Source organism: Pseudoalteromonas sp. SG45-5 (assembly GCF_014164085.1).
Classification (GTDB): Bacteria; Pseudomonadota; Gammaproteobacteria; order Enterobacterales; family Alteromonadaceae; genus Pseudoalteromonas; species Pseudoalteromonas aliena.
In genome coordinates this window covers 1-434 of sequence record NZ_JACJEM010000164.1, presented here as the reverse complement: position 1 = coordinate 434, position 434 = coordinate 1, and the positions used below count along the sequence as shown (strand labels likewise).

The following is a 434-nucleotide window of genomic DNA, read 5'->3' as shown; positions in this document are numbered from 1 at the left end:
AGAGCCAAAATGGCAAAGACACCAGAAGAATCAGACCATACCAGTGCTCAAGTACGGCTAATATGCGCAAAAGAAGGCAAGCAGCCAAAACAATTACTCCGCTTTGCAGGCATGCCACGTCAAATCATGCCAAAAGGGCTACCGTTTGAGCTTAAATCGTACCTTGAACTTGTTGAACTAACAGGGCGAATAATACGAGAGGATAAACGCGAGTATATTGATAATATAAACCTTCCTTTGCTTGAAAGGCTTACTATATCCCCAGAAAACTGGTTGAAACTCACCACACAATTTACACGCGTATTTCATGGCGCAGTAGGCAGGCCTATCTCACAAGCAAGTTATTGCGAAAATTTAAATCGAAAACGGCGAGCGAATATCAGTAACTGCGAAAAGCTGCTCGCATAAAGTTTAAACGCCCCAGTAAAAAGTTA

The 434-nt window shown here is 42.4% G+C and carries 1 pseudogene; it reads left to right on the top strand.

Features of this window, described 5'->3' with window-relative positions:
- Nucleotides 1-408: pseudogene (locus tag H5119_RS20115) on the top strand (transposase); the annotation flags it as partial.
- Nucleotides 409-434 lie beyond the last annotated feature (26 nt).